At 66.8% G+C, this 16,201-nt stretch carries 12 protein-coding genes; 5 read left to right on the top strand and 7 right to left on the bottom strand.

Annotated elements, in window-relative coordinates; genetic code table 11:
- The first annotated feature begins 121 nt into the window (after positions 1 to 121).
- Positions 122 to 2,362, top strand: coding sequence for a DNA topoisomerase IV subunit A (gene parC, locus ACTHLF_RS10190; RefSeq protein WP_440327121.1), 2,241 nt, complete (start codon positions 122 to 124; stop codon positions 2,360 to 2,362).
- Between the two features lie 122 nt (positions 2,363 to 2,484).
- Here parC and ACTHLF_RS10195 read toward each other — a convergent pair whose 3' ends face one another.
- A complete protein-coding gene (locus ACTHLF_RS10195; RefSeq protein ID WP_440327123.1) occupies positions 2,485 to 2,973 on the bottom strand; it encodes an NUDIX hydrolase in 489 nt (162 codons plus the stop codon).
- 146 nt (positions 2,974 to 3,119) lie between these two features.
- On the opposite strand from ACTHLF_RS10195, the gene ACTHLF_RS10200 reads away from it, so the two are divergent.
- Complete coding sequence (locus ACTHLF_RS10200) at positions 3,120 to 3,911, top strand: phosphodiester glycosidase family protein (protein WP_440327125.1); 792 nt, start codon at positions 3,120 to 3,122, stop codon at positions 3,909 to 3,911.
- A 3-nt stretch (positions 3,912 to 3,914) separates the two neighbouring features.
- Entirely contained in the window at positions 3,915 to 6,254 is a 2,340-nt protein-coding gene (locus ACTHLF_RS10205) for a penicillin acylase family protein (protein ID WP_440327127.1), read from the top strand.
- A gap of 9 nt (positions 6,255 to 6,263) precedes the next feature.
- On the opposite strand, the gene ACTHLF_RS10210 is transcribed toward ACTHLF_RS10205, so the two are convergent.
- From ACTHLF_RS10210 to map, 6 genes are all read right to left on the bottom strand, one after another.
- Complete coding sequence (locus tag ACTHLF_RS10210) at positions 6,264 to 7,772, bottom strand: hypothetical protein (protein WP_440327128.1); 1,509 nt, start codon at positions 7,770 to 7,772, stop codon at positions 6,264 to 6,266.
- Positions 7,773 to 7,870: 98 nt separating this feature from the next.
- The gene (dapE, locus tag ACTHLF_RS10215) at positions 7,871 to 9,001 is read right to left on the bottom strand and encodes a succinyl-diaminopimelate desuccinylase (RefSeq protein ID WP_440327130.1); all 1,131 of its coding nucleotides are present in this window, start codon (positions 8,999 to 9,001) and stop codon (positions 7,871 to 7,873) included.
- Complete coding sequence (locus tag ACTHLF_RS10220) at positions 9,001 to 9,354, bottom strand: arsenate reductase (protein WP_440327139.1); 354 nt, start codon at positions 9,352 to 9,354, stop codon at positions 9,001 to 9,003. The genes dapE and ACTHLF_RS10220 overlap by 1 nt, the downstream gene beginning before the upstream one ends.
- 4 nt (positions 9,355 to 9,358) lie before the next feature.
- Positions 9,359 to 10,192 carry a 2,3,4,5-tetrahydropyridine-2,6-dicarboxylate N-succinyltransferase gene (gene dapD / locus ACTHLF_RS10225; protein ID WP_440327140.1) on the bottom strand — a complete coding sequence of 278 codons (834 nt, stop codon included), beginning with the start codon at positions 10,190 to 10,192 and terminating at the stop codon, positions 9,359 to 9,361.
- Positions 10,179 to 12,836: a [protein-PII] uridylyltransferase gene (glnD, locus tag ACTHLF_RS10230; protein ID WP_440327132.1), complete on the bottom strand. Its 2,658-nt coding sequence runs from the start codon at positions 12,834 to 12,836 to the stop codon at positions 10,179 to 10,181. The genes dapD and glnD overlap by 14 nt, the downstream gene beginning before the upstream one ends.
- A 61-nt stretch (positions 12,837 to 12,897) precedes the next feature.
- Positions 12,898 to 13,665 carry a type I methionyl aminopeptidase gene (gene map, locus ACTHLF_RS10235; protein WP_440327134.1) on the bottom strand — a complete coding sequence of 256 codons (768 nt, stop codon included), beginning with the start codon at positions 13,663 to 13,665 and terminating at the stop codon, positions 12,898 to 12,900.
- A gap of 352 nt (positions 13,666 to 14,017) precedes the next feature.
- On the opposite strand from map, the gene rpsB reads away from it, so the two are divergent.
- The gene (rpsB, locus tag ACTHLF_RS10240) at positions 14,018 to 14,875 is read left to right on the top strand and encodes a 30S ribosomal protein S2 (RefSeq protein ID WP_440327136.1); all 858 of its coding nucleotides are present in this window, start codon (positions 14,018 to 14,020) and stop codon (positions 14,873 to 14,875) included.
- 82 nt (positions 14,876 to 14,957) lie between these two features.
- Positions 14,958 to 15,836: a translation elongation factor Ts gene (gene tsf / locus ACTHLF_RS10245; protein ID WP_440327137.1), complete on the top strand. Its 879-nt coding sequence runs from the start codon at positions 14,958 to 14,960 to the stop codon at positions 15,834 to 15,836.
- The last annotated feature ends 365 nt before the right edge of the window (positions 15,837 to 16,201 follow it).

A 16,201-nucleotide genomic window follows, 5' to 3' on the forward strand; every position in this document is an offset into this window, starting at 1 on the left:
GGAGCGCGCTTGCGCGCGACGCTGCCGGCCTGCCGCCACCAGTCTTCGCTCCTGAGACCTGTTTCTGGCACCATCCTCCGGTTAACGACGCGCCGCGGCGCGCTGCCGGATCGCTAAAACCATGAATTTGCAAGCCAATTACGAACAGATCCCGCTCAAGGACTACGCCGAGCGCGCGTATCTCGACTACTCCATGTATGTGGTGCTGGACCGCGCCCTGCCGTTCATCGGCGACGGGCTGAAGCCGGTCCAGCGCCGCATCATCTACGCGATGAGCGAACTCAGCCTGGGCGCCCAGGCCAAGCCGAAGAAGTCCGCGCGCACCATCGGCGACGTGATCGGCAAGTTCCACCCCCACGGCGATTCGGCCTGCTACGAGGCCATGGTCCTGATGGCCCAGCCGTTCTCGTACCGCTACCCGCTGGTGGACGGCCACGGCAACTTCGGCTCGTCGGACGACCCGAAGAGCTTCGCGGCCATGCGCTACACCGAGTCGCGCCTGACGCCGATCGCCGAGGTGCTCCTTTCGGAGCTCGGCCACGGCACCACCGACTGGTCGCCGAACTTCGACGGCACGCTGGAAGAGCCCACCTGGCTCCCCGCCCGCGTGCCGCACGTGCTGCTGAATGGCTCCATGGGCATCGCCGTGGGCATGGCCACGGACATCCCGCCGCACAACCTGCGCGAGGTGGCCAGCGCCTGCATCCGCCTGCTGGACGACCCGGATGCCACCATCGCCGACCTCTGCGAACACGTGCAGGGTCCGGATTACCCGACGAAGGCCGAGATCATCACGCCGCGGCGCGAGCTGGCCGCGATGTACCAGACCGGTACCGGATCGGTGCGCGCCCGCGCCATCTACGAGCGTGACGACGGCAATATCGTCATCACCGCCCTGCCCCACCAGGTCTCGCCCTCCAAGATCCTCGAGCAGATCGCCGCGCAGATGCGCGCGAAGAAGCTGCCGATGATCGAAGACCTGCGCGACGAATCCGACCACGAGAACCCGATCCGCCTGGTCATCGTCCCGCGCTCCAACCGCGTCGATGTCGACGAGATGATGCAGCACCTCTTCGCCACCACCGACCTGGAGAAGAGCTTCCGCATCAACATGAACATGATCGGCCTGGATGGGCGGCCGCAGGTGAAGGATCTGAAGATGATCCTCACCGAATGGCTGCGCTTCCGCACCGATACGGTCACGCGCCGCCTGAACCATCGCCTGGGCCGCGTCGAGCGGCGCCTGCACATGCTCGAAGCGCTGCGCATCGCCTACCTCAACCTCGATGAAGTCATCCGCATCGTGCGCACCGAGGATGAGCCGAAGCCGGTGCTGATGAGCCGCTTCCGCCTCGACGATGAGCAGGCCGATTACATCCTCGAAACCAAGCTGCGCCAGCTGGCCCGCCTGGAAGAGATGAAGATCACCGAGGAGCGCGACAAGCTGGAAGAAGAGCGCGCGCGCATCAACGTGCTGCTGAAGTCGCCGGCCAAGCTGAAGGGCCTGATCAAGGAAGAACTGCGCGCCGACGCCGAGAAGTTCGGCGACGAGCGCCGCTCGCCGCTGATCGAACGAAGCGTCGCCCAGGCGCTGGACGAGAGCGCGCTGGTGGCCTCCGAGCCGGTGACCGTCGTGCTATCGCAGAAGGGTTGGGTGCGCGCCGGCAAGGGTCACGATGTCGACGGCGAGGCACTCTCGTACCGTGAAGGCGACAGCCTGGCGGCGATTGCACGTGCCCGCACGACCCAGCAGGTGGCCTTCATCGATTCGACCGGCCGCGCGTACGCCACCCCGGCGCATACGCTGCCGTCCGCTCGTGGCAACGGCGAGCCGCTCACCGGGCGGTTCAGCCCGCCGTCGGGCGCACGCTTCGACGCGGTGGTGGCGGCCGACAACGACACCCGCATCATCCTTGCCACCGACTTCGGCTACGGCTTCGTCACCCGCTTCGAAGCACTGACGGGGCGCCAGAAGGCCGGCAAGCAGATCATTTCGCTGAGCGATGGTGCCCGCGTGCTGAATCCGGCCATCACGCCGGATCCGTCCCGCGACCGCGTCGTGGTGGTCACCAGCGAAGGCCACCTGCTGATGTTCTCGGTGGCCGAGCTCCCGGAGCTCGACAAGGGCAAGGGCAACAAGCTCATCGAGATCCCCAAGGCCAAGCTCACCTCCGGCGAAGAACGCGTCGTTGGCGTCGCTGTCGTCACCGAAGGCAAGGGTGAAGTCACGATGTACGCGGGCGCCCGCAAGCTCACGCTGAAGTGGGCGGACCTCGTGGAGTACGGCGGCAACCGCGCTACCCGTGGCGGCGTGCTGCCACGCGGTCTTCGCCGCGTGGAGCGTATCGAAACCACCGGCTGACGCCGGTAGCACTGTAGGAGCCCACCCTGTGGGCGACGCCGCTCGCGACAGAGCCACAGGATCTTCAGCGTCGTCGCGAAGTAGGTCGCCCACAGGGTGGGCTCCTACGGTCAAGCCGCTGGCTAGAGCCGCGTGTAGTTCCAGGACACCATCCGGCCGTCCTTGTAGGGCATTACGCCGTGGAACGGCCGTGGGTCGCCATCGAAGACCAGCGGCAGGAAGTTCCTGTCGCCTTCCCACATCGGCAGCGTTTCCAGTTCATCTGCGCGCACCCATTCCAGCGTACCTTCCGGGTTTTCCGAAAGCGGCTCACCCTCGAACCGGGTGATCACGAAGATGAAACCGAGCCAATCCTCGCCGTTCTTGCCGAACCCCGGCCAGTTCAGCGTGCCGCGCAGGCTCATCTCGGTGCACTCGATGCCGGCTTCTTCGCGGATCTCGCGACGCATGCACGCGGCAATGTCCTCACCCGGCTCCATTTTTCCACCCAGCCCGTTGTACTTGCCCAGGTGCTGGTCGTCCTTGCGGGCGTTGCGGTGGATCATCAGCACGCGCTGGCCGTCGGGTGACAACACATAGCCGAGGGTAGCGACGATGGGTGTGTAGGGCATGGCGTTTGCGGCGTGGGGTAAACCCCGGAGTTTACGCCCTTGGCGGCCGCAGGGCCCGTTGGCGCGCCACCACCTTGCGCCAGCCCTTGCACCCGCCCCGCCCGCCCGGCGAACATCCACGGATGCCCCACCGCCGTATCCCCCGCATGGCCAGCCGCCTCTTCCTTCGTAGCCTCGCCCTCGCTGGCCTCGCCGGCCTGTTCATCGGCTGCGCCGCGCCCGCCGATGCGGTCGATGGCCGCGATGTCGTGTTCGATAGCCAGTCGTATTTCGTGACCACCGTCGATACACGGCGCGACGATATCGAGCTGTACTGGCGCAACCCCGACAACGACCAGCCGTTCGCGAGCATCGAGGCCCTGAAAACGTGGACCGCGGGCAAGGGCCGCCCATTGGCGTTCGCCACCAATGCGGGCATCTACGATCGCGATTTCCGCCCGCTCGGCCTGTACGTCGAAAACGGCAAGGCCCTGGTTCCGCTGAACCGGGCCCACGGTAACCCGCGTTCCGGCAACTTCTCGCTGCTGCCCAACGGTGTCTTCGCGATTTACGACGACGGCACGGCGGCGGTCAGCACCACGGAAGCGTTCGCTACGGCCGCGCGCAAACCGCGCTGGGCCACGCAATCCGGGCCGATGCTGGTCATCGACGGTGAGGTGAACACCCAGTTCGACAATGGCTCGGACAGCATGAAGTGGCGAAGCGGTGTCTGCGCGAAGAGCCCCAGCGAAGTCGTCTTCGTCGTGAGCCGCGCGCCAGTGAACTTCCACTCGTTCGCGCGCTTGTTCCGTGATGAGCTCGGTTGCCGCAACGCGCTGTTCCTCGATGGCACGATCTCCCAGGCATGGACCCCGGCGGGTGGTTACGCCGGCGCGCCTGCCTTCATGACCAAACCGTATGCCGGCATGGTCGCCGTCTTTCCCAAACGACGCGGATAGCCCATGCGCATCGCCCACCGCCTGCTGATCGGTTTCATTGTTCTGGTCGTGCTGGCGTTGGCGGCGGCGTATTTCGCCCTCTCCGGCAGTCTTGCGCGGCTGGATGGAAAACTTGCCCTGCAAGGACCATCAGTCCCGGTCACCCTGGAGCGCGATGCGCGCGGCACGCTTACCGTGCAGGCGGCCAACCGGCGTGATGCCGCCTGGGCACTCGGCTTCGCCCATGGCCAGGATCGCTTCTTCCAGATGGACCTGCTCCGCCGCGTGGCCGCGGGTGAACTGGCCGCGCTGGCCGGCGAACGGGCCGTGGGTCTCGACCTGAACCACCGCGTGCACCGCATGCGTGCGGTGGTCGAGGCCGCCTATGAGTTCCTCCCGAACGACCAGCGCGAGGTCATCGACGCGTACCGGGACGGCGTCAACGCCGGGCTCGGGCAACTGCGCGTGCGGCCATGGGAATACCTCCTGCTGCGCCAGGCACCGAAGCCCTGGAAAAGCGAAGACACCTTGCTCGCGCTGGGCGCGATGTACTTCGACCTGAATGAAAATGGCACCAACGGACGCGAACTCGGCATCGCGCGACTGCGCGCCGTGCTGCCTGCGTCACTGGTGGATGCGCTCGTCGCGCCCGACCCGACATGGGAAGCACCGCTGGACGGTTCGCGCTCGCCTGACATCGTGCTCCCGGGCCCCGATGTATTTGACCTGCGGGGGCAGGAAAAGCTCGCGGGGCACGCCACTATCCCGGCCAGCGAAGCCATGCCTGGAAGCAACAGCTTCGCCGTCGGCGGCACGTTGACGGCGAACGGCGCCGCCATCGTGGCGACCGATATGCACCTTGGCCTGCGGGTTCCCAACATCTGGTTCCGCGCACGCATCCGCTTCCCCGATGCCTCGGCGCCCGGTGGCATGCGTGATCTCAACGGCGTAACGCTCCCCGGCACCCCGGCGCTTGTCGCGGGTTCCAACGGACAGGTGGCGTGGGGCTTCACGAACGGCTACGGCGACTGGATGGACTTTGTACGCGTCACCCGCGACAAGGCCGACCCCTCGCGATACACCACGCCGACGGGCAGCGCGGCAATCGCGGTGCACGACGAAGTCATCGAGGTGGCTGGCGGGGCGTCGCGCCACCTGAAGGTTGAGGACACGCCATGGGGACCGCTGGCCGCGACCGACACCGATGGCACGCCGCTGGCCCTGGCCTGGATTGCGCACCGGCCCGACGCGTTCAACCTGGGCATCATGGCGCTCGAACGCGCGACGGACACCGACGCCGCGCTGGCCGTGGCCTCGCGCGCCGGCATGCCCCCGCAAAACCTGCTGGTCGGCGACCGTGCCGGCCACATCGCGTGGACGATCATCGGCGACGCCATCCCGTTGCGCGAGCCCGGTGTGCCTGGCTGGCCCGGCTTCGCCGACGCGACCAGCTACCCGCGCGTGATCGACCCTGCGGATGGCCGTTTGTGGACTGCCAACAACCGGACGGTGGGCGGCCCCGCGCTGGCGCTCCTTGGCAACGGCGGCCATGACCTGGGCGCTCGCGCGCAGCAGATCCGCGACGACCTGCAAGCGCGCGAGCACTTCGTACCCGGCGACATGCTCTCGATCCAGCTGGATGACCGCGCGTTGTTCCTCTCACGCTGGAACGACCTGCTACAGGCAACCCTTTCCCGCACGCATGATGCTGCACTCGACCCCCTGCGCCAGGCCACGGCACGCTGGACGGGACACGCTGCCATCGACAGCGTCGACTATCGCGTCGTGCGCACGTTCCGCGAGCATGTGCACACCCTGGTCCTCGCGCCTTTCGCCGCCCGGGCTACAAAGCGCTTCCCGGACTTCACATGGCCGCGCGCCACGACAGCGGAAGGCGCTGTCTGGCAAATGCTGGTCCAGCGTCCACCCAACCTCCTCGACACCACGTGGGCATGCGGGGATGCACTCCTCGAGGCTGCCGCGCGGCAGACCGCCCAGGAGTTGGCCAGCGGCCCCGGTGGCATCGCCGCGCGGACGTGGGGCGAACAGAACACGTCGCACATCGAGCATGCGCTCTCCGGCGCCCTGCCCCATGCGCTGTCGCAGTTCGTGGATATGCCCGTCGAGCCGATGGCGGGCGACACCGATATGCCGCGGGTGCAGGCGCCGGCCTTCGGCGCCTCCGAGCGCTTCGCGATTTCGCCGGGGCACGAAGACGAGAGCTACCTGGAGATGCCGGGTGGCCAGAGCGGCCACCCGTTGTCACCTTTCCACGGCGCAGGCCACGAGGATTGGGTGCAGGGCCACCTTACGCCGCTGTTGCCCGGCCCCAGCCAGCACAGCCTGGTTATCAGCCCACGTTAGGCGAACTCCCTACCGCCACGGGAGGTGGATGGTGATGCCGTCCACCCAGGCGCCGCGCTCCTTCGGTGGAACCGCCGGGTCCTTGCCGCGCCTGTATTCCGAGCAATAGCCATCGGCACGGCACGCGTTCCAGCCCGCTTCGTACACCATGTGGTACTCGAAGTCCCGCCCTTCGTTGCCGGCGAGCGGGAGCTCCCAGACCATCTCGTGGTGCGGATTGAGGCTGGTCGCCAGCGGTGAGGCTTTCGCGAGGCTACCCGCGTGCTTGCGCGCATCGATCCAACGGAAGATGGCGGGCACATCGGGCAGCCACCAGGTGCTTCGGTAGAACACCGTGTCTGCATTGCTGCGCGTGTGCACGAGCGACAGTTCGACCTGCGACATTTTCGAGGTCGCGCGCATCAGGTTTACCCCGAAGGTAAACGAGGTTGAGATCTTGTCCTCGCTGAAGGATCTCGACATCTTGGCATCGCCCCCTACGCTGACCGTCTCGCCACTGGCCACGGTCACCAGACCATCCGCACTGTCCTCAGGGAGCAGCCGCTTGAGTACCGGCGCGACGGGGCAGTCCGGTGGGCGCCAGGCTTCGAGATCGTCGCAACGGAACACGAGTACGTTACCCACCTGCGGGAAGCTCGAATTCAACGGCCATGCCGTCACGAGCTCGCGCCCCTCGATGCGGCCCCATCCGGCATGGATCGCGACATCCATCAGGTTGTGCACCACCCCCGTGGCCGGGTCGTACCACGCATCGGTACCGTGGATCCGCGAGAAGCCGCCCGCGGCACCCTCGTTCAGGGTCTTCGTCCAGAAGAGGTAACGCGCGCTGCCTGCGGACGCGATGTCCTCGCTGCGGACCAGGGCCCACTCGGTGGCGATGGTGAGCCTTACGTCGTAGGGCTTGCCGAACGGCTCGATGGTGAACTGCGGTCGCGCGGCGAGGTGCAGCGACAAGGTGCCGTACTGGCACCAGCGGCGCACCGCGCGGCGGAAAGCCCGCCGCTCGAGCGGCGTCGGTTCATCCGCGCCAAACAGGGTGGTCGCGACCTGTTGGGCGAACGCGCGGCACACCTGCCCCGGCGACGCCGCGGGCACGCTGAACTCCACATGCCTCTGACGCGCGCGCACGGGCGCCTCGCGACGGTCACGTGCCGGCGACGCAGGAAGTACGTCCATGGCCCAGGGCCACGCGGCGAGCAGCAGGCGCCTCGATGCATCGTCGTCGGCATCGAATCCCGAAATGCCGAGGCCAGCACTGGGATCGAGCACGATGGTGTTCGTGGCTGGCCACGCCTGCGCGCCCTCCAGGCGTACTCGCGCGAGCTGGACAGGACGCCCGGCCAGCGCCACTGGCCTGCCTTCATCGAGCCAGCCGAGCACATCGCGCCGGATGACCTCGGGATCGTCGTCGTCACCTACGGTGATCACGACGGGCACGGGCGCAACGGCCTCCGCCGCATCGGCGAATGGCGACATGACAACGCACGCGGACAGCAGCCAGGGGAATGATCGGCGCATGGGAGATCCTTGCGAGAACGAGTCCGACAGGGTCTCGTTCTCGCAGCCCAACCACCATGCAGGTCGTCCACCGGGCCGCGTCAGCACGCGGCGTGGCGTCAGGTCAGCATGCGCCTACAGATTTCCTCGTACAGCGCGGGAAGCTTTTCGAGGTCCGCGATCGACACGCACTCATCCACCTTGTGGATCGTCGCGTTCACCGGCCCCAGCTCGATGACCTCAGCCCCCATCGGCGCGATGAAACGCCCATCGCTGGTGCCGCCACCGGTGCTCTGTTCCGGATCGATGCCGCACAACTCGCGGCAGACATCGGCGACAACATCGCGCAAGCGGCCGCCTGGCGTCGCCAGGAACGGCTGCCCCGAGAGGTGCCATTGCGCAGCGTAATCGACGCCGTGCGCCTGCAGGATCGCCTCGGCGCGAGCACGCAGCCCATCCGCCGTGCTCGCGGTGGAAAACCGCCAGTTCACCAGGGCGACAAGTTCGCCAGGGATCACGTTGTTCGCACCGGTGCCAGCGTTGATGTTCGACACCTGGAAGGACGTCGGCGGGAAGTCGGCGTTGCCTTCGTCCCAGCGCTCGGCGGCGAGCGCAGCCAATGCCGGGGCGAACGCATGGATGGGATTCTTCGCTTTCTCCGGGTAGGCCACGTGGCCCTGGATGCCGTTCACGGTCAGCGTGAGCGACAGCGAGCCACGGCGGCCGACGCGGATCAGGTCACCGAGTTGCGCCTTCGCCGACGGCTCGCCCACCACGCAGTAGTCGATGCGCTGGCCGGTCTGGTTGAAGTGATCGACCACCTCGCGAACACCGTGTAGTGCCACGCCTTCCTCGTCGCTTGTGAGCAACAGGCCCACGGTACCCGTGTGATCCGGATGTGCGGCAACGAAATGCTCGAGGGCGACGACCATCGCCGCCACCGAGCCCTTCATGTCGGCGGCGCCGCGGCCGTAAAGCAACCCGCCACGCTCCGTCGGCTCAAACGGCGGCGTGGCCCAGTGCTCCTCGGGTCCGCTCGGGACGACATCGGTATGCCCGAGGAACGCCAGCACCGGCCCACCCGTGCCATGGGTTGCCCAGAGGTTGTCGACGTCGCCGAAGCGCAGGTGCTCGATGCGGAAGCCGACCTGCGCGAGCCGGTCGGCGATCAGCGGAAGACAACCGGCATCCTCCGGCGTGACGGAACGGCGGGCGATAAGGTCGCGGGTGAGTTCGAGGACCGGCGACATCAGATGGCGAAGCGCTTCTTGAAGGCGTTATCGGTAAACCCGACGCTGACCTCATCGCCCGTGACCACGACCGGGCGCTTGACCAGCGCCGGGTACTCCTTGAGCAACAGCGTCCACTCGGGATCGGAGCGCGGATCCTTGCGCTGCGGCAGCAAGGTGCGCCAGGTGGTCGACGCCTTGTTGACCAGCTTTTCCCAGCCACCCAGCTGCTCCGACCACGCTTTCAGCGTGGCCGCGGGCACCGGGTTCGCACGGTAGTCGACGAATGTGTACGCGACACCGAAGCGATCGAGCCAGTTACGTGCCTTCTTGCAGGTATCGCAGGTCGGCAGGCCATACACCGTGGTGGTCATCGCTTCACTCACCGCTACGCAGCAGTTCGTTGATGCCGGTCTTCGAGCGGGTCTTCTCATCCACCTGCTTCACGATGATCGCGGCATACAGGCTGTGCGAACCATCCTTCGCCGGGAGGCTGCCGGCCACCACCACGCTGCCAGCCGGCACGCGGCCGTAGCTGATCTCGCCGGTGGCGCGGTTGTAGATGCGGGTGGACTGGCCAAGGAACACACCCATGCCGATCACCGAGCCCTTCTCCACGATCACGCCCTCGACCACTTCCGAACGCGCGCCGATGAAGCAGTTGTCCTCGATGATGGTCGGGTTGGCCTGCAGCGGCTCGAGCACGCCGCCGATGCCCACGCCGCCGGAGAGGTGCACGCCCGCACCGATCTGCGCGCACGAGCCCACGGTGGCCCACGTATCGACCATGGTGCCGGCGCCGACGTAGGCACCGATGTTCGTGTAGCTCGGCATCAGCACGGCGTCCTTCGCGATGTGCGCGCCGCGGCGCACGAGCGCGCCGGGGACGACGCGCGCGCCAAGGTTGGCGTATTCCGTGGTATCGCCTTCGGTGAAGCGCAGCGGCACCTTGTCGAACGCGCTGGACGGACCACCGTCCATCACGCGATTACCGTTCATGCGGAAATAAAGCAGTACCGCCTTTTTCAGCCATGCGTGCACCACCCAGCCGCCCTTGCCATCGGGCTCGGCCACGCGGCGCTCGCCGGATTCCAGCAGGTCGAGCACCTGGTCGACGGCGACGCGCAGGCCGCTATCGCCTTCGATTTCGTTCTGGGTCAGGTCGGCGCGCCGTTCGAAGGCGCTCTCGATCACGGATTCAAGCGTTTGCATTTGCATCAACAGGGGTCCTGGGGGTTTCGAGACCGATATGCCGGGTCAGGCACTCGCGCAGGATCTCCTGGCGCGCGGGCGAGAGGGCGGCGTTGTTTCGGTCGGTGAGCTGGAAGAAATCTTCGACGCGTTCGCCGAACGTGGCGATACGCGCATCATGCACGCGCACCTCCGCTTCGGCCAGCGCCTGCGACACGGCGGCCAGCAGGCCGGGGCGATCCGTGCACACCAGGGCGAGCTGCGTACGCTCGCCCACGGGGTTGAACGTAACCCGTGGCGCCATCTGGAAATGCCGAAGGTGTCGCGAAATGCCACGCTTGGGCGCGCTATGGCCTTCCGGATGATCGAGCGCGCGCATCAGGCGCAGGCGCAGCTCTTCGGCGCGCTGCAGCGACGCCGGTGCCTGGGTCTCGGACTCCAGAAGAAGGAACGTATCCAGCGCCATGCCCGTATTCGACACCAGGATGCGCGCCTCCACGACGGAGAAGCGCAGCCGATCCAGCACGGCCGTGACGGTAGCGAAGAGGCCGTCGCGGTCCGGCGTATAGACGAATAGCTCCGTGCTGCCACGCACCGAGAACGGATGCACCTCGACCAGCGGGGTGACGCCGCCCGCGCGAAGGATGGCCGCGGTCTGCCACGCGATCTGCTCGGCACGATGGCGCAGGAAGCTCAGGTCGGGAAAGTCGGCCCACACCTTCGCGATGTCATCCGCGGCAAAGCGCTCCGCGACCAGCATGCCCAGCGCGCGCTCCCTGCATTCGCGCACGCGCGAGCCGGCCAGCGTGGCGTGGCTGATATCGCTGCGCAGGGCGAAGCGGGTGGCGGTGTACAGGTCGGCCAGCAGGCGGTCCTTCCACGCGTTCCACAGTTTCGGGCTGGTGCCGATGATGTCGGCGATGGTCAGCAGGTAGAGGTGGTCGAGGTGTTCCCAGTCGCCCACTACCGAAGCGAAGCGATGCACCACGTCCGGATCGGTGATGTCCTGGCGTTGCGCCGTGGTGCTCATGAGCAGGTGCTGGCGGACCAGCCATGCCACGAATTCGACCTGATCCTCGGGGAGGCGCAGCCGCCGGCAGAACGCGCGCGCATCTTCTTCGCCCAGCACCGAATGATCGCCACCGCGCCCCTTCGCGATGTCATGGAACAATGCGGCCAGCAGCATCAGTTCGGGCCGCTCGATATGCGGCCAGATTTCGCAACCGAGCGGGAACTCGCGGCGTGCGCCCGGATCGGCGAACCGCGCCACGTTGCGAAGGACGCGCAGGGTCTGCTCGTCAACCGTATAGACGTGGAACAGGTCGTACTGCATGCGGCCCACGACCTTGCCAAACGCAGGCAGGATCGCGGCGAGCAGGCCATGGCGGTTCATCCGCCACAGGGCATCCACGGCAGGCGCGCCGCGGCGCAGCAGCGCCAGGAACGCATCGAGCACGGCCTGGTCGTCGGCCAGGCCTTCGCCATGCTGGGACACCGCGTGCTGGATACGACGCATCGTTTCGGCGGTGAAGCCGCTGATGCCCGGCGCATCGAGGCGCGCGATGAAGATCTCGACCAGTGCCGCCGGCCGGCGCACGAACAGGTGCGGATTGCGCAGCGCGATGCGCGAGCCGTAGCGCAGGTAATCGGTACCGACCGGCTCGGGCTCCGCCGAAGGGTCGAGCATCTCCTCGAACCGCTCGACCAGCTGCGTTCCGGATCGCTCGATCTGGGTCGCGGCGCGGTAATAGCCCTGCATGAACTGCTCGACGCCCAGGTTCTTCGCGTGTTCGTCTTCGAAGCCGAGCCGCGAAGCCAGCGCGCGCTGGTAATCGAACAACAGGCGTTCTTCGGCCCGGCCCGCTTCGAGATGCAGTGCGTAGCGATAGCGCCGCAGGGTCTCTTCCGCGCGCGTCAGTTTCGCCGCTTCCACCGGCTCAAGCAGGCCCTCGGCGACCATGGCATCGAAATCCGGCGCATGCGCAAGGCGGCGCCCGAGCCAGCGCAACGCATCCAGCGTGCGCAGCCCGCCGGGGCCATCCTTCAGGTTGGGCTCGAGGTTTTGCGCCGTATCGTCGTAGCGGGCATGCCGGGCATCGCGCTCGGCAAGGCGCGCGGCGAGGTATTCGCGTGGCGGCCAGAGCGCCGGGTCATCGAGGATGCCGCGCAGGTCGTTGGAAAGGATCGGCCAGCCGGCCAGGCGGCGCGCGTCCAGCAGGCTGGTGAACACGCTCGCGTCGCGCGCGGCGAGCTCACGGCATTGCTCCACCGTACGCACCGCGTGGCCCGGCTTCAGGCCGATATCCCACAGGCAGGCGAAAAAGTTCTCGAGCGCGCGGTAGAGGGCCGGCGAGCTCTCGCCAACCATGGCCAGCAGGTCGACGTCGGAGCAGGGAAACAGCATGCCGCGGCCGAATCCGCCCACCGCGAACAGCGAGGCGGCGGCCATGTCGCCCAGGCACGCGCCCCACGTATGCACGACGACCTTCTCGACGACCTCGGCGCGACGCCGGGCCAGGGCCGAAGCGTCCTCCCCCTCGCCGAACGCGGTATTCAGGGCGCGATCTGCGTCACCCAGCAACTGGCGCAGCGAGCGCCGCGCCTCGGGCGATACACCGGAGCGGGGAACGACGGCGGGCAGGCGTGGAAGCGGGGGAAGCGTCACGTCGGGGGCCCTTGCGTTGGAAGGCGATCCCGCGCCACGCAGGCCGGGATCGCGAGGTGTATCAGGCGGCGTCCGGCCAGGGGGTGAGGATCTCGAAGCCGTCTTCCGTCACGGCTACGGTGTGCTCCCACTGGGCCGAGAGCGAGTGGTCCTTCGTGACCACCGTCCAGCCGTCGGGCAGCGACTTGGTGTGCGGCTTGCCGGCGTTGATCATGGGCTCGACCGTGAAGGTCATGCCAGGCTTGAGCTCCAGCCCGGTGCCCTGGCGCCCGTAATGCAGCACCTGGGGTTCATCGTGGTAGACCTTGCCGATACCGTGCCCGCAGTACTCGCGCACCACAGAGAAACCCGCCGCCTCGGCGTGCTTCTGGATCGCGGCGCCCACGTCGCCCAGGGTGGCGCCCGGCTTCACGGCCTGGATGCCCTTCATCATGGCCTCGTAGGGGGTCTCGACCAGGCGCTTCGCCAGCACGCTGGGCGTGCCCACGAAATACATGCGGCTGGTATCGCCGTGCCAGCCATCCTTGATGACCGTGACATCGATATTGATGATGTCGCCGTCCTTCAGGACCTTGGTGTCGGTGGGAATACCGTGGCAGATCACATGGTTGACCGAGGTACACACGGTCTTCGGGAAGCCCCGGTAGCCAACGTTGGCCGGGATGGCCTTCTGGACGTTCACGATGTGGTCGTGGGCCAGGCGGTCCAGTTCCTCGGTGGTGACGCCCGGCTTGACGTGGGGCACCAGCATGGCCAGCACTTCGGCGGCCAGGCGGCCGGCCTCGCGCATGGCCTGGATCTCTTCGGGGGTCTTCGGTACGACTGCCATGGGTCTCTCTCTTTTTCCTTTGCCCTCAGGGGGATGGGCCTGCCGTGTACGTGGCGGTGCCCCCGGCGGATTTCCAGCCCCATGCTTGCGGCGGGTGGGGCTGGAGGCTACAATTAGCGAGTTTTGCTGCCCGGCGAAGCCACTTTTACGTGGCCACGGGAGCGAAACGACACCGCGATTGTAACCGCACGGCGCCACCATTGGCCCGGCGTAAGGCAGTCGTTTTTAACGCCACACACGCATCGGCACCGTCTTCGGGGTGCCTTGCCCAATGGGCAGGGTCGAAGCCGGGGATGCGTGGAGGTCCCAACCCCCATAGAACCGCCCCGTGCGGTTCACCAGGAGTAATTCCATGGCACAAGTCACCATGCGCGAGATGCTGGAAGCCGGCGTCCATTTCGGCCACCAGACCCGTTACTGGAACCCCAAGATGGCTCCGTACATCTTCGGCGCCCGCGGCAAGATTCACATCATCAACCTCGAGAAGACCCTTCCGCTCTTCAACGACGCGATGAACTTCCTTTCGGGCCTGGCCCAGAAGGGCGGCACCATCCTGTTCGTCGGCACCAAGCGTTCGGCCCGCGAAGCCCTGGCTGAAGAAGCCGGCCGCGCCAACCAGCCGTTCGTCACCGCCCGCTGGCTCGGCGGCATGCTGACCAACTTCCGCACCGTGAAGCAGTCGGTTGCCCGCCTGAAGGAACTCGAAGCCGCCGAAACCGACGGTTCGTTCGATCGCCTGGTCAAGCACGAAGTGCTGGCCCGTCGCCGCGAGCGCGAGAAGCTGCAGAACTCGCTGGGTGGCATCAAGGACATGAACCGCCTGCCGGACGCGCTGTTCATCGTGGACATCGGCCACGAAGACATCGCCGTGCAGGAAGCCCGCAAGCTGGGCATCCCGGTCGTCGCCGTCGTCGATACCAACTACGACCCGGCCCTCGTCGACTACGCCATCCCGGGTAACGACGACGCCATCCGCGCCATCCAGCTCTACGCCCGCGCCGCCGCCGATTCGATCCTCGAAGGCAAGGCCGCCGCTCCGCAGCACGCCGCCCGTGGCGATGCCAACGAGTTCGTGGAAATGGACGAAGCCGGCAACCCGGTCGCCAAGGACGAAGCCCCGCGTGGCGAGCGTCGCAACGATCGCGCCCCGGCCAAGAAGGGTGCACCGCGTCGCGAAGGCGGCCGTGACGGTGGTCGTGGCCGCGCGTAAGCGCCCCACCCCGTAGCTCTTCCGTTTTACCCGCGCCGCGGCACCCTTGCCGCGGCGCAATCCAAAACTTTGAGGAATTACCATGGCTGAGATCACCGCAAGCCTCGTCAAGGATCTGCGTGAGCGTTCCGGCGTCGGCATGATGGAGTGCAAAAAGGCACTCGTCGAAAACAACGGCGATATCGAAGCGGCAATGGAAGCGCTGCGCAAGAGCGGCGCGGCCAAGGCTGACAAGAAGGCCGACCGCGTGGCCGCCGAAGGCCTCGTCGCCGTCGCCACCCAGGGTGGCAAGGGCGTCATGGTCGAAGTAAACAGCGAAACCGACTTCTCGCAGCGCAACCCGGACTTCATCCAGTTCACCAAGGATGTCGCCAACGTCGCCCTGTCGTCGGGCGCCAAGGACATCGACACGCTGAAGGCCGCCAAGCTCGGCGACTCCACCGTGGAAGATGCCGCCAAGGCCCTGACCCTCACCATCGGTGAGAAGTTCGACGTCCGCCGCATCGCCACGGTCGATACCGACGGCGTGCTGGGCGCCTACTCGCACGGCGGCCGCATCGGCGTGCTGGTGGCCCTGAAGGGCGGCTCGGAAGAGCTGGCCAAGAACATCGCCATGCACGTTGCCGCGATGAACCCGAAGTTCATCAAGGCGGAAGACGTCCCGGCCGATTTCCTCGAGAAGGAAAAGGAAATCGAGCTGTCGAAGATGACGGACAAGGAAAAGCAGAAGCCGGCCGAGATCCTCGAGAAGATCGTGTCGGGCAAGGTCAACAAGATCCTTGCCGACGTGACCCTCGTGGGCCAGGCCTACGTCATCGACACCGACATGACCGTCGCGGAAGCCCTGAAGAAGGGTGGCGCGGAAATCATCTCGGTCGAGCGCCTAGCCGTCGGCGAAGGCATCGAGAAGGTCGTTGACGACTTCGCTGCCGAAGTGATGAAGCAGGCGGGCCTGGCGTAAGCCACCCCACCTCGCTGACGAAAAAGCCCGGCTCCGGCCGGGCTTTTTTGTGCCTGCGATTCGAGACGGCTCGCCTTCGGCTTCGCGTTGCTCGGCTTACGCCATCGCGTCAGCGCTCGGACGTCTCTGGAAAGAGCCCTTGGCGCCCACCCTCGCTGCTCAGACAGTCCTCGTCGTTCGAAAAGGACGGCCGCTACGCGGCCCATGTACTTATTTGGCCTACGGCCGCGAACCGGCGGCCGGGCGGGGGTTTGAAACTCGCCATCCATGGCTCGATTTCAAACGGCCGGCCCTCCATGGCCGGCCCCCTGACGGGCTGTTCCCGCCCAGCCGCCTCGCCTGCGGAACTCGCCTCGAGGGTGGGC

It is taken from the genome of Luteibacter sp. (assembly GCF_051958795.1).
Classification (GTDB): domain Bacteria; phylum Pseudomonadota; class Gammaproteobacteria; order Xanthomonadales; family Rhodanobacteraceae; genus Luteibacter.